Annotated in this window: 11 protein-coding genes; 7 read left to right on the top strand and 4 right to left on the bottom strand. The window is 74.1% G+C overall.

The window, feature by feature from the left end:
• Positions 1–6: 6 nt before the first annotated feature.
• From JHAT_RS12835 to JHAT_RS12825, 3 genes are all read right to left on the bottom strand, one after another.
• A complete protein-coding gene (locus tag JHAT_RS12835) occupies positions 7–780 on the bottom strand; it encodes a sulfite exporter TauE/SafE family protein (protein ID WP_077798254.1) in 774 nt (257 codons plus the stop codon).
• Positions 781–844: 64 nt separating this feature from the next.
• Complete coding sequence (locus tag JHAT_RS12830) at positions 845–2,353, bottom strand: long-chain fatty acid--CoA ligase (protein WP_077798253.1); 1,509 nt, start codon at positions 2,351–2,353, stop codon at positions 845–847.
• A gap of 69 nt (positions 2,354–2,422) precedes the next feature.
• Positions 2,423–3,610, bottom strand: coding sequence for a thiolase family protein (locus tag JHAT_RS12825; protein WP_077798252.1), 1,188 nt, complete (start codon positions 3,608–3,610; stop codon positions 2,423–2,425).
• 181 nt (positions 3,611–3,791) lie between these two features.
• On the opposite strand from JHAT_RS12825, the gene JHAT_RS12820 reads away from it, so the two are divergent.
• The 7 genes from JHAT_RS12820 (at position 3,792) to hemA (ending at position 11,187) form a co-directional block, all read left to right on the top strand.
• Complete coding sequence (locus tag JHAT_RS12820) at positions 3,792–4,601, top strand: alpha/beta hydrolase (protein WP_077798251.1); 810 nt, start codon at positions 3,792–3,794, stop codon at positions 4,599–4,601.
• A gap of 255 nt (positions 4,602–4,856) precedes the next feature.
• A complete protein-coding gene (locus JHAT_RS12815; protein ID WP_077798250.1) occupies positions 4,857–5,189 on the top strand; it encodes a DUF3140 domain-containing protein in 333 nt (110 codons plus the stop codon).
• A 283-nt stretch (positions 5,190–5,472) separates the two neighbouring features.
• Positions 5,473–6,348 (top strand): hypothetical protein, encoded by an 876-nt coding sequence (locus JHAT_RS12810; RefSeq protein WP_077798249.1) that lies wholly within the window; start codon positions 5,473–5,475, stop codon positions 6,346–6,348.
• A gap of 168 nt (positions 6,349–6,516) precedes the next feature.
• The gene (locus tag JHAT_RS12805) at positions 6,517–7,920 is read left to right on the top strand and encodes a glutamine synthetase family protein (RefSeq protein ID WP_077798248.1); all 1,404 of its coding nucleotides are present in this window, start codon (positions 6,517–6,519) and stop codon (positions 7,918–7,920) included.
• 1 nt (position 7,921) lies between these two features.
• Positions 7,922–9,067 (top strand): amidohydrolase family protein, encoded by a 1,146-nt coding sequence (locus tag JHAT_RS12800; RefSeq protein ID WP_077798247.1) that lies wholly within the window; start codon positions 7,922–7,924, stop codon positions 9,065–9,067.
• A gap of 85 nt (positions 9,068–9,152) precedes the next feature.
• Positions 9,153–9,680: an NUDIX hydrolase family protein gene (locus tag JHAT_RS12795; RefSeq protein ID WP_171990877.1), complete on the top strand. Its 528-nt coding sequence runs from the start codon at positions 9,153–9,155 to the stop codon at positions 9,678–9,680.
• 304 nt (positions 9,681–9,984) lie between these two features.
• The gene (gene hemA / locus JHAT_RS12790; protein WP_077798245.1) at positions 9,985–11,187 is read left to right on the top strand and encodes a 5-aminolevulinate synthase; all 1,203 of its coding nucleotides are present in this window, start codon (positions 9,985–9,987) and stop codon (positions 11,185–11,187) included.
• Between the two features lie 13 nt (positions 11,188–11,200).
• Here the strand turns inward: hemA and JHAT_RS12785 are convergent, their stop codons facing one another.
• A complete protein-coding gene (locus tag JHAT_RS12785; protein WP_253195477.1) occupies positions 11,201–13,183 on the bottom strand; it encodes an ABC transporter ATP-binding protein in 1,983 nt (660 codons plus the stop codon).

The following is a 13,183-nucleotide window of genomic DNA, read 5'->3' as shown; positions in this document are numbered from 1 at the left end:
CACCGCCTAGGACAGGAGCAGTTGCAGGCCGCCCACCACCGTGGCCGCGATGACCAGGCGCTCGAAGAGCCGCTGGTCGATCCTGTTCACGGCCCACTTGCCGATCAACGCGCCGGGCACCACGAACACCACGAGCACGGCGTCGAGGAACAGCGAGCGGCCGTCGATCAGACCGAGGCCGGCGCTGAAGGGCAGCTTGGAGACGTTGACGACCAGGAAGAAGAACGCGGAGGTGCCGAGGAAGCCGAGCTTGCGGAAGCCGGCGGAGAGCAGGTACATCGACATCACCGGGCCGCCCGCGTTGGCGACCATGGTGGTGAAGCCGCCGAGGACGCCGTACGAGCGCGCCTTGGCCCGGCCGGTCCGGGAGGCGGCCCCGTCCGGCCGCCCGTCCGCGTCGGCCCGCCGCCGGCGCCACACCGTCACGCCGGCCATGAACAGCAGGATCACGCCGATCGACGTCCGTACGACCGCGTCGTCGGCCCACACCAGGAACACGGTGCCCACGACCACTCCGGCCCCCACCGCCGGGAAGAGCCGCCACAGTGTGGGCCAGTGCGCGTGACGCCGGTAGGTGAGGACGGCCAGGACGTCACCGGCGATCAGGACGGGCAGCAGGACGCCGGTGGAGGCGCGGGCCGGCAGGACCGCCGCGAAGATCGCGAGACTGACCGTGTTGGCCCCGCTCACGGCGGTCTTGGAGAAGCCGACGAGCAGGGCCGCGAAGGCGAGGGCGGCGAACCCCCAGCCGGTGAGGTGCCAGAGCGTCATGGTGTTCATTCGGGCACCGATGCTATGCACCCCGGCCGGCGTCCGTAAGGACCGTCTCGTCGGACGGTCACCGTCACCCGGCGTACCGCGCCCGCAGTTCCCGCTTCAGCACCTTCATGCTCGGGCCCAGCGGCAGCGCGTCCGTGAACTCCACGCGGCGCGGGTACTTGTACCTGCCGAGGTGCTGCTTGGACCACTCGGTGATCCCGGCGCCGTCCGGCGTCGTGCCCGGCGCGGGGACGACCACGGCGCACACCTCCTCGCCGTGCAGCTCGTCCGGCAGGCCGATGACGGCGACCTGGGCGACGTCGGGGTGGCGCATCAGGACCTCCTCGACCTCGCGCGGGTAGACGTTGTAGCCGCCGCGGATGACGACGTCCTTCTTCCGGTCGACGATCCGCAGGAAGCCCTCGTCGTCCTTGGTGCCGAGGTCCCCGGTGCGGAACCAGCCGTCGACGAGCGCCTCGGCGGTGGCCTCGGGGCGGCCGAGGTAGCCGGAGAAGACGTTGTGGCCGCGTACGACGACCTCGCCGAGCTCGCCGGGCGGCAGCAGTTCGACGCGGTCCTCGGTCTCGGCGCGGGCGATCTCGACGTCCACGCCCCACAGCGGGTGGCCGATGGTGCCCGGCTTCGTGCCGAACACCGGCTGGTTGACGGCCGCCGCGGGCGAGGTCTCGGACAGCCCGTACCCTTCGTAGATCCTGGCGCCGAAGGCCGCCTCGAAGCGTTCCAGCACGGCGACCGGCAGCGAGGCGCCGCCGGAGACGCACACCCGCAGATCGGGCAGCGCGCCGGCCTCGGCCGCCGCGGCGGCGAGGGCGACGAACATGGTGGGCACGCCGTGGAAGGTGTTGACCTTCTCCTTCACCATCAGTTCGATCGCGCGCGCCGCGTCGAAGCGGGGCAGCAGCACGAGGGTGGCGCCGGCCCGCCAGGTGGAGTTGAGGGAGACGGTCTGGCCGAAGGCGTGGAACAGCGGCAGCGCGCCCAGCGCGATGTCGTCGGGGCGGATGTCGTTGGCGTCGAAGGCGTTGACGGTCGCGTTCATCACCAGGTTGAAGTGGCTGAGCACGGCGCCCTTGGGCACGCCGGTGGTGCCGCTGGTGTAGAAGACGACGGCCGGGTCGTCGGCGTCACGCGTCACGTACGAGGGCAGTGGTTCGGCGTCCGCGGCGAGCTTGCCGAGTTCGTCGCCCAGGACGACGACCCGCACCCCGGCCTCCCGCGCGGCGGCCGCTCCCGTCTCCGCCTGCGCCGGGTGCACCAGCAGCAGGACGGCGCCGCTGTCGGTGAGGACGTGCCCCACCTCCGCCGGGGACAGCAGCAGGTGGACCGGGACGACGACGGCGCCGGCCGCGGCGATCGCGTAGTACGCCTGCGGGAAGTCGGCGGTGTTCGGCGCCATCAGGGCGACCCGGTCCCCCGGCCGGACGCCCAGGTCCACCAGGGCCCCCGCCTGGGCGCGGGCCCGCTGCCACACCTCGGCGAAGGTCAGCCGCAGGTCGCCCTCGACCAGCGCCTCCTTGTCGGGGCGGCGCCGGGCGTTCTCGGCGAGGACGGCGGCGACGGAGAGGGTTGCCATGGGGTGTTGCTCCGTTTCCTTGCTGCGGCTCTGCAGTGGGGTCGGGTGGGGGGCTGCGTGCGGCAGGGCCTAGGACCGTTCGACCAGCACCGCGCTGCCCTGCCCCACACCGACGCACATGGTGGCCAGCCCGCGGGCGGCGCCGGTGCGCCGCATGCGGTGGAGCAGGGTGGTGAGGATGCGGGCGCCGGAGCAGCCGAGCGGGTGCCCCAGCGCGATGGCGCCGCCGGTGGGGTTGACCAGGTCGGGGTCGATGCCGAGCTGGTCGACGCAGGCGAGGGCCTGGGCGGCGAACGCCTCGTTGAACTCGGCCTCCGCGATGTCGTCGATGCTCCAGCCGGCGCGGGCGAGGACCTTGCGGGTGGCGGGGACCGGGCCGATGCCCATGACGTCCGGGTGGACGCCGGCCGAGCCGCCGGCCACGTAGCGGCCGAGGGACTCCAGCCCCAGGTCGTCCAGCGCCTCCTCGCTGACCAGCAGGAGACCGGCGGCGCCGTCGTTCATCGGGGAGGCGTTGCCCGCGGTGACCGTGCCGCCGGCGCGGAAGACGGGCTTGAGGCGGGCCAGCTTCTCGACGGAGGTGTCCTCGCGGACGCACTCGTCGGCGTCGACGACCACGCCGTCGGGCCGCTCGACGGGCAGCAGCTCGGCGTCGAAGTGGCCGTTCTTGCGGGCCTCGGCGGCCAGGCGGTGGCTGCGCAGGGCGAACTCGTCCTGCCGTTCGCGCGACACGTCGTACCGCGCGGCGACCTCCTCCGCCGTCTCGCCCATGGCCAGCAGGCCGTGCAGGTCCTTCATCGCCGGGTTGACCAGGCGCCAGCCGAGCCGGGTGTCGGCGGTCTCGATGCGGTGCGGCAGGGCCTCGTCGGGGCGGGGCAGGACGAAGGGGGCGCGGCTCATCGACTCCGAGCCGCCCGCGAGCACGACGTCGGCCTCGCCCGCGGCGATGGTGCGGGCGGCGGTGGTGACGGCCTCGAGGCCGGAGGCGCACAGCCGGTTCACCGTGGCGCCGGGCACGGTCTCGGGCAGGCCCGCGAGGAGGGCGGCCATGCGGGCGACGTTGCGGTTGTCCTCGCCGGCCTGGTTGGCGGCGCCCCAGTACACGTCGTCGATGCGGGCGGGGTCGAGCGCGGGCACGTCGGCGACCAGGCCGCGGATCACGGTGGCGGCGAGGTCGTCGGGCCGCACGGCGGACAGAGCGCCGCGCAGCTTGCCGATCGGGGTGCGGCGGGCGGCCGCGAAGTGGACGGGACGCACGGGGTGACTCCTGACCGTCGTCGCTCGGCCGCCGGACGGTGTGCCGCCGGCCGGCCTCCGCGAGTCTTCTTCCTTCATTCCCGCAGTTGAAATTAGCACTGCTAGTTTTGGACTATAGACCTCCGTCCGCCTCCCTGGGAAGATCCTCCGGACGACCCGCGCCGACGCAGCTGGAGGAGACATGGCCGAGGCCCGCGAGCACGTCCTGTCCGGAACCCGGGGACGGATCACCGTCCGCGAGTGGTCCGCCGAGCGGCCCCGGTACGCGGTGCTGCTGATCCACGGCTACGGGGAGCACTCCGGCCGCTACGAGGAGGTGGCCGGCGTCCTGACGGCGCACGGCGCGGCCGTCTACGGTCCCGACCACATGGGGCACGGCGCGTCGGACGGCGAGCGGGTGCTGATCGAGGACTTCGAGGACGTGGTCACGGACGTGCACGCCGTGGCGGAACTGGCCCGGGCCGCCCACCCCGGTCTGCCCGTCGTCGTGATCGGCCACTCCATGGGCGGCCTGATCGCCTCCCGCTACGTGCAGCGTCACCCCGAGGTGCCGGCCGCGCTGGTGCTGTCCGGCCCGGTCATCGGCGACTGGGAGCTGCCGCGCCGCCTGCTCGCCCTGGAGGAGATCCCCGACACCCCGATCAGTCCGTCCTCGCTCTCCCGGGACCCGTCGGTCGGCGCGGCGTACGCGGCGGACCCGCTGGTGTGGCACGGCCCGATGAAGCGGCCGACGCTGGAGGCCTTCGTCCGGACGCTGGAGACCGTCGCGAAGGGCGGCGACGTCGGCCGGCTCCCGGTGCTGTGGGTGCACGGCGACGACGACCGGCTGGTGCCGCTGCCCGGCAGCCGCGTCGGCGTCGAGCAGCTCAGCGGCGGCGACCTCACCGAGCGGATCTACCCGGGCGCCCGGCACGAGGTCTTCAACGAGACGAACCGGGCGGAGGTGTTCGCGGACGTCACGTGCTTCCTGGACGGCGTGCTCGCCCGCTGAGCGGCCGGGGGCGTTTGCCCCGGTGTCCCACGGGCACCCGCGCCCCCGTGGAGCGGTGGCGCCGCGCCGCCCGCGCGAGGGAGGCCCCGGAAACGGGCGGGTCCCGGGCGCGCGGGGAGGCACCTGCGGGAAGGGCACCTCGCTCCGTTCCGTGCGACCAGGGGCCCGGCGGCGGGGAACGGCGCGAGCGCCGTGCGACCGCCGCCTCGCACCCGGGCGCATCCGCACGAGAAAGCACGACGAAAGAGGGGCACCATGGCCGACGCCCTCGAGCTCGACGCGCTGTGGGAGGACTTCCACCGCGTGGTGAACATGACGTCCGCCGAACTCGCGGACTGGCTCCGGGTACGGGACTCCGGCGAGCTGACCGAACCCCTGCCGGACGACGCCGGCCCGCCACTCGGCCGGCACGTCCTGGCGATCCTGCAGAAACGGCGCACGGACCTGACCGAGGACGACCTGCGCGCCATGCGCAAGGTCGTGGACACCGTGACCTCGCAGACGGAACTGGAGAACGAGCCCCAGGCCGACGACACCCGGCTCAGGCACCGCCTGATGACGCTCGGCCACGACCCCCTGAAGCCGTAGGGGCGGACCACGACGGGCGCGTCGTACGGGAACCCGTCGCCGCACGCGGGCGGACGCCGAGGAGGCCGGTCTCCGGCTGAAGGGCGCCCCGCATCCGCGGCGCCGAATGCGCACGGCCCCAACGGCCGGTTCGCGGACCGTACTTCGACGGCGTCCCGGCGCGGGCCGGGCCCCGTCCGCCGGGGGCCGCGTCGTCACCCGGACGGCCCCGTGCGGCTGGTGACCCCACCGCCGCGGTGGTGCCCTGAGGACACCGTGCCACGTCCTCCAGGAGGCAACCGCGATGAGCCGTCGTCCGTCCCACCCCGTCCGTCTCCTCGCCTCGGCGCTCGCGGCGGGCGCGCTGCTGACCACGGCGGCCTGCTCGGACGACGGCGGCGCGTCGGACACCGCCGGGGAAGCCGCCGGGTCCGTGTCGCCCGCCGCCGAGCGGGACGCGGTGCGGCAGGCGCCCACCGGTTCGCCGACCGGCTCCGCCACGGCCTCCCCCTCGGCCTCCTCCTCGGCTCTCACCGAGTCCGGCGCGAAGGCCGCGCTGATCACGGAGGCGGACGTGGAGGACGACTGGAACCAGGTGCAGGACGCGGACAAGTGGCACGACAGCCTGCTCGTCGGCAAGGTCGACGTGTCCGACTTCCTCTCCGCCCGGGCCGACGCCGCGGAGTGCCAGCAGCTGCTCGACCGGCTCTACTCCGGCGATCTGCTGGGCAAGCCGTCCGGGGCGTCGGCGCTCACCGGTTTCGAGCAGGGCGACTCCCGTCTGCTGGAGCAGGTCGCCGCCTACGACCGCACCCAGCTGGACACCTCCCTGAAGTGGATGAACGAGCTGCCGCAGACCTGCGACCAGTTCACCGCGACCGACGACTCGGGCGACGAGCGGACGGTGCAGGTGACCGAGGCCTCGGTGCCGAAGGACGTGGGCGACGCCCGTGCGGGCCTGCACGTGACGGTGCAGGGCAGCACCGACGGCACCCCCGCGACCCTCACCCTGGACGTCGCCGCCGTGCGCGTCGGCATCAACGCGGTCGCGGTCACCGGCGGCGGCCTGAGCGGCGGCGAGAGCGACTCCGTGCAGCAGGCCACGCGGCAGGGCACCGAACGGCTGAAGACCGTCCTGGCGGGCAAGACCCCCTCCCCGCAGCCCGGCGAGCTCGACTGACCGCGACGCGCAGCGTCCGCCCCGCGTCCCCGGGCGCGGGGCGGCGTCGTGCGCGCCCTCGCCGAATCCCGGGACACCGTGATCGTCCGGGCGGCACAATGGTCCGCGACGGGCGGCGCACGCGCGAAGCCCGGTGGGCACCGCATCCCGTCCCGTCAGGGAGGACGTATGACCACGCTTGCCGACCCCGTCCCCGGCGGACGTCCCGGTGACGTCGAGCGGGCCGCCTCGCTGAGCGGTGAGCTGTCCCGGCAGGGCGTCCACGGCGTCGTCCTGGCGTACGTCGACACCGCCGGGATCGGCAGGGTGAAGACCGTGCCCGCCGCGAAGCTCGCCGCGGCCGCGGCCTGGGGCGTCGGGATGTCACCGGTGTTCGACACCTTCCTCGCGAACGACGCGATCGTCTCCACGGACGTCCTGGGCTCCCCGGACGGCGACCTGCGCCTCTACCCCGACCTCGACCGGCTGACCGTCCTCGCGGCGCAGCCCGGCTGGGCGTGGGCGCCGGTGGACCGGATCACGCAGGAGGGCGAGCCGCATCCGGCGTGCGGGCGGACCGTCCTGCGCCGGACGGTGGCGGAGGCCGCCGAGCGGCACGGGGTCTCGTTCAGGGCCGCCGTCGAGATCGAGTGGGTCCTCGGCCGGGGCGACGCGCCCGGCGACGCCTTCGTGCCCGCGGTGTCGGGGCCGGCGTACGGGGCGACCCGGCAGGTGGAGCTGAGCGACTGCGCCGCCGATCTGCTGGCCGCCCTGGCGGCGCAGGACGTGGACGTGGAGCAGTTCCATCCCGAGTACGCGGCGGGGCAGTTCGAGGTCTCGGTGGGCGCGCTCGACCCGGTGGCGGCGGCCGACCGCAGTGTCCTGGTGCGCCAGACGATCCGGGCGGTGGCCCGGCGGCACGGGATGCGGGTCTCCTTCTCCCCCGCGGTGTCGGCGCGGGGCGTCGGCAACGGCGGGCACCTCCACCTCTCGGCCTGGCGGGACGGGAGGAACCTGCACGCGGGCGGTACGGGCAGGTACGGCATGACGGCCGAGGCCGAGTCGCTGGTCGCCGGGGTGCTCGCCCACCTCCCCGGGCTCACCGCGGTGACCGCGCCGAGCCCGGCCAGCCGTCTGCGGCTCAGGCCGTCGCAGTGGGCCGGGGTGTTCACCGCCTGGGGCCGGGAGACCCGCGAGGCCGCCCTGCGCGTGGTCACCGGCACGGCCGGAGTGCGCGACCAGGCGGCGAACCTGGAGCTCAAGCCGGTCGACCTGGCCGCCAACCCGTACCTCGCGCTCGCCTGCGCGATCGCCGCCGGACTGGACGGCATGGCCTCGTCCGCGTCCCTGCCCGAGGAGATCACCGGCGACCCGGCACGGTTCGACGCGGCCGAGGCGGCGGCCCGGGGGGTGCGCCGGCTGCCGCTCTCGCTCGCGGAGTCGGTCGAGGCGTTCGACGCGGACGACGTGCTCCGGAGCGCGCTGGGGCCGGTCCTGGCCGACGCGGTGACCGCGGTGCGGCGGGGCGAGATCGCGGCGGCCGACGGGCTGGACGACGACCAGGTGGCCGCGGCCTACCGCTGGGTGTACTGACGTGACCGCGGGCCCCGTCCACGAGACCCTCGCCGCCCTGGAGCTGGTCGACCACCACTGCCACGGCGCCGTCACCGACGACCTGGACCGGGCGGGCTTCGAGTCCCTCCTCACCGAGGGCGAGGCGTGGCCCGGTGTCTCCCCCTTCGACAGCCCCGTCGGTCTCGCCGTCCGCCGGCACTGCGCGCCCCTGCTGGACCTGCCGCGCCACGCACCGCCGGACGCGTACCTGGCCCGGCGGTCCGAGCTGGGCGCCGCCGAGGTGAACCGGCGGTTCCTGCGCGCCGCGGGCACGGGCGTGTTCTGCGTGGACACCGGGTACGCCCCGCACCGCGTGACCACGCCGGCCGGCCTGGCCGGGGCGGCGGGCGCGACGGCGTACGAGGTCGTCCGGCTGGAGGGCGTCGCGGAGGCGGTGGCGGCCGGGGGCGTGGAGCCGGACGCGTACGCGGAGGCGTTCCGCACGGCCGCGTGGGAGGCGGTGCGGCGGCCGGGCGTGGTGGGGGTGAAGTCGGTGGCCGCCTACCGCACCGGCTTCGACCTCGACCCGGCCCGCCCGTCGGCCGAGGAGGTGACGCGGGCGGCCCGGGCATGGCTGGCGCGCGGGGGCCGGCTCGACGACCCGGTGCTCGTACGGCACCTGCTGTGGACCGCCGTCGACCTGGGACGGCCGCTGCAGCTGCACACCGGGTTCGGCGACGGCGACATCCGCATGCACCGCGTCGACCCCGCCCACCTGACCGACTGGCTGCACCTGACCGCCGGGACGGTGCCGGTCCTGCTGCTGCACTGCTGGCCCTACCAGCGGCAGGCGGCGTACCTGTCGGCGGTCTTCGAGCGGGTGTACCTCGACGTGGGCCTCACCCTGCACCACGTCGGCCCCGCCCGGGCGGGGGCGATCCTGGCGGAGGCGCTGGAGATCACGCCCTTCCGCAAGCTGCTGTACAGCTCCGACGCCTACGGGGTGGCCGAGTTCCACCACCTCGGGGCGCTGTCCTTCCGGCAGGGGCTCGCCGGGCTGCTGCAGGAGCGGGTGGACGCCGACGAACTCGCCCTGCCGGACGCGCTGCGCATCGCGCGGTGGACGGGCCGCGACAACGCACGCCGGGTGTACGGGCTGCCCGGCGGTCCCCCGGACGACGGCTGAGCGGCGTGGGGACGGTCACAGTCCCGTCCCGGAGCGGCGCCCAGGAAGCACGAGACGCTGAAAGTATGATCAAGCGATGTCTGACATGACCGAAACCACGCCGGGCTGGCTGACGACCGACGAACTCGAGATGGCGCGCGCCCGCATGCCGATCCTGTACGTCGAGGCCGTGCCCGTGCGCGTCGACGACAGCGGCGAAGTCACCAGCGTGGGCCTGCTCCTGCGCATCGGACCCGACGGCACGGTCAGCCGGACCCTGGTCTCCGGCCGGGTGCTGCACCACGAGCGGGTCCGCGACGCCCTGCTGCGCCACCTGGAGAAGGACCTCGGCCCGGTGGCGCTGCCCCGGGTGCCGTCCTCGCTCCAGCCCTTCACGGTGGCCGAGTACTTCCCGACGCACGGTGTCACGCCGTACCACGACCCCCGTCAGCACGCGGTCTCCCTCGCCTACGTCGTACCGGTGACCGGTGACTGCCGGCCCCGGCAGGACGCGCTGGACCTGGTCTGGTTCAGCCCGCAGGAGGCCCTGTCCGAGGCGGTGCAGAGCGAGATGCCGGGCGGCCACGGGGTGCTGCTGAAGCAGGCGCTGGCGCACGTGGGCTGCGTGATCTGAGGACCCGGGACGTCGCGCACACGGCGCGGCCGACGCCGGCTCGCCTCCCCACGGCCGCGAGGGCCGCGGTGAGTTGTTCACCAACAGGCCCGCCGGTCTGCGGAGTCCGAAAGGATCGTGGTCGGCGAAAGGATCGTGGCCGCCGAAAGCGTCGCATTTCCGTGAGTAATCGCCACAATTCCGCTTCGTTTTCCGGTGAACGGCGATCATCGGTCGTACGGCACCGGGAAACGTCTTCTGTGCAAGTCCCGCGGTGGCTCCTAGGATGAGCCCGACCCGTCGGGAAGCGGAAAAGGAGCGGATCTTGGACACGTCCCAGTACCTGGACTTCTTCGCGCACCTCGCCCACCGGACCGGTAACCGGAAGCGGGAATTTCTCGAACTGGGCCGCAAGGCGGGCCGGTTCCCCGCGGCGAGCACCTCGGATGGCGAGATCTCCGTCTGGTGCAGCAACGACTACCTGGGTATGGGGCAGCATCCGGATGTGCTGGACGCGATGAAGCGTGCCGTGGACGAATACGGCGGCGGATCAGGCGGTTCCCGGAACATCGGCGGCACGAACCACTGCCATGTGGCCCTGGAGCGCGAGTTGGCCGACCTGCACGGTAAGGAGGACGCCGTTCTCTTCGCCTCGGGATATTCGGCCAACGAGGGATCGCTGTCGGTGCTCGCGGGTGTCATCGACGACTGCCAGGCGTTCTCGGATTCGGCGAACCACGCGTCCATCATCGACGGATTACGACACAGCGGTGCCCGCAAGCACATATTCCGACACAACGACGGACAGCACCTGGAGGAGTTGCTGGCCGCGGCCGGTCCGGACCGGCCGAAACTGGTCGTCCTGGAGTCCGTGCACTCGATGCGGGGCGACATCGCGCCCCTGGCGGAGATCGCCGGCCTGGCCAAGCGGTACGGAGCCGTCACGTTCCTCGACGAGGTGCACGCGGTCGGCATGTACGGGCCGGAGGGTGCGGGCATCGCGGCCCGTGCCGGTCTCGACTCCGAGTTCACGGTGGTGATGGGGACCCTCGCCAAGGCCTTCGGCATGACGGGCGGCTACGTCGCGGGGCCGGCCGTGCTCATGGACGCGGTACGGGCCCACGCCCGTTCCTTCATCTTCACGACGGCGCTGCCGCCCGCGGTCGCGGCGGGCGCGCTCGCCGCGGTGCGGCATCTGCGCGGCTCGGACGTGGAGCGGGAGCGGCTGGCGCGGAACGCCGAGCTGATGCACGGTCTGCTGCGTGAGCGCGGCATCCCCGTACTGTCGGACGAGTCCCACATCGTCCCCGTCCTGGTCGGCGAGGACCGGTCGTGCCGGCGGATGTCGTCACTGCTGCTGGAGCGGCACGGCGCGTACGTCCAGGCCATCGACGCGCCCAGCGTCCCGGTGGGCGAGGAGATCCTGCGGGTCGCGCCCTCGGCGGTGCACGAGCCCGACGAGATCCACCGGTTCGTGGACGCCCTGGACGGCATCTGGTCCGAGCTGGGGGCGGCTCGGCGGCGCTGAGGTCCCGCGGGCGTCACCGCCCGGGCGGAGCGGGCCCGGTGTCCCCGGTTCCGTCTCCCCGCCCCGTTCCGGTCCAGATCCTGCCCATCTCCGTAGAGGCCGTCATGACCTCGTCGAAGGTGCCCGACGCCTCCACCCGCCCGTCCACGAGCACCACCACGCGGTCGGCCGCGCGCAGCAGCGCCGGCCGGTGGGAGACCGCGAGCACGGTGCACGTCCCGTCCAGCAGCCTCTCCCACAGCAGGCGCTCGGTCTCCGGGTCCAGGGCGCTGGAGACGTCGTCCAGCACCAGGAGTTCGGGGCCGCCCGCCAGCATGCGGGCGATGGCGGCGCGCTGCACCTGCCCGCCCGACAGGCGCAGGCCGCGCGGGCCCACCACGGTGTCCGGTCCGTCCTGCATCGTCGCGAGGTCGGGCTCCATCACGGCGAGGCGAACGGCCTCGTCGAAGACCGCGTCGTCCCGGCCCAGCAGGACGTTCTCCCGGACCGTTCCGCTGAACAGCCGCGGGACCTGCGGTGTGTATCCGCAGCGGGGTGCGACCAGGAACGACGCCGGATCGGCGACGGGTTCACCGTTCCACAGGAGGGTGCCCCGGTCGTGCGGGAGCAGTCCGAGCACGGCCCGGACGAGGGTGCTCTTGCCGGATCCGACGCGGCCGGTGACCACGGTGACGGTGTGCCGCTCCACCACCAGGTCCACGTCGGCTACGCCGTGCGGTGCGCCGGGGTGGCGGGCCGTGAGGCCGCGGACGGTCAGTTCCCGCAGGGGCTGATCCCGTGGAGGCGGATCCCGTGGAGGCGGATCCCGTGGGGGGAGGCTCCGTGGGGCCGGTGTCCGCGGGGGCGGGACGGGTCGCGGGTCGCCGTCCGGTGCGGCGGCGGCCCGACCGGTGGCCTTCCCCTCCTCTTCCGGCGCGGGGGGCCGGCCGGCCCGCTCCAGGGACCACCGCAGCCGGCCGCCGAGGAAGCCGGCGACCCGTCCGAGCGCCACGGAGACTCGCTGCAGCCGTACGGACAGCATGCCGATCGAACCGAGGGCCTCGGTCAGGATCTGCAGGTAGAAGGCGAACAGGGCGAGGTCGCCGACGCCGAAGGCCCCCTCGTCCATCCGGCCCGCGACCAGCAGGAGCACCACGGCGACCCCGATCGGCGCCGCGTTGCCGATCACCGTGCGCTGGACGACGGCGTACAGCTCCTCCCGCACCGCGGCTCGGGCACGGGCGGCGTTCAGCCGGACGACGTGTGCGGCGACCTGCGGTTCGGCGGCGGCGGCCTGCACCGCGCCGACGGCGCCCACCATCTCCCGCAGGGCCCCCGCCACCTCGCCGGAGGCGGCCCGGGTGGCGCGCCGGTAGCGCAGGAACCGGCTGTGGGTCAGCGCGGTGACCAGCGTCAGCAGGACGAGGAGGGCGAGGAGGGCGCCGGTGACCACGGCGTCGACGCGCATCATCACCGTGACCGACGCGGCGACGAACAGCCAGTGGGCGAGGTTGGTCGGTGCCCAGGCGACGAAGAAGCCCGTCTCGTCGACGTCCTCGCCCACCGTGCGCAGGGACTCGCCGGGCGTGGTGCGGGCGGTCACCTCCGGTCCGCGCAGAGCCGAGCCGAGCAGGGCGTTCCGCAGCCGGGCCGTGGTGGCGTACTGGACCTGCGGCTCCAGCCTGTTGACCATCACGCCGAACTGGAGGAACAGGCGTCCCGCCTCGATCCCGGCCACCAGCGCGATGACCAGCCATACGCCGCCGTCCGCGCCGAGGGCGTCGAAGAGCCGCTGGAACAGCAGCCCCACCGCGAGCGTGCCCAGCCGCAGGAGGATCCAGAGCCCGGTGAGGGTCCAGTAGGCACGGGCGGACCCGCGCAGCACGTCCACGAGCCGCCCCAGAACGGACCGCCGCTCCACGTACCCGGCCGCGGGCCCCGTCCGTTCCCGCCCCGCGTCCCGCCCCGCCGGTCCCCCTGCGTCGTCCGCCCGTTCCACGGGCCGCGGCCGGCTCAC

The organism is Streptomyces sp. JHA26, assembly GCF_002005565.1.
Lineage (GTDB): Bacteria > Actinomycetota > Actinomycetes > Streptomycetales > Streptomycetaceae > Streptomyces.
Note: the sequence above shows the minus strand (reverse complement) of the source record. Positions and strands in the feature narration are given on the sequence as shown.